Annotated in this window: 1 protein-coding gene; it reads left to right on the forward strand. The window is 66.2% G+C overall.

Annotation, left to right across the window (positions count from 1 at the left end; genetic code table 11):
- The coding region (locus IHE46_RS16900; protein ID WP_192166101.1) for an OmpA family protein at window positions 1–269 on the forward strand (269 nt) is incomplete at its 5' end.
- Window positions 270–281 lie beyond the last annotated feature (12 nt).

The raw sequence follows: 281 nt of genomic DNA on the forward strand, positions 1-281 counted from the left end.
TGGACCAGGCCGTGGACACGCTGAAGCGTTACCCGGACGTGCACGTGACGGTGGCGGGTTACACCGACAGCAAGGGCACCCCGGCGTACAACCAGTCGCTGTCCGAGCGTCGTGCGCAGATCGTGTACGACTACCTGACCAGCCACGGCATCGACGCCAGCCGTCTGGAAGGCCCGATCGGCCACGGCGAAGACAACCCGATCGGCGACAACGGCACCGATGCGGGCCGCGCGCAGAACCGTCGCGTGGAACTGCAGGTCCAGCAGTAATCGGACTTGTCG

Source organism: Rhodanobacter sp. DHG33 (assembly GCF_014843005.1).
Taxonomy (GTDB): Bacteria; Pseudomonadota; Gammaproteobacteria; order Xanthomonadales; family Rhodanobacteraceae; genus Rhodanobacter_A.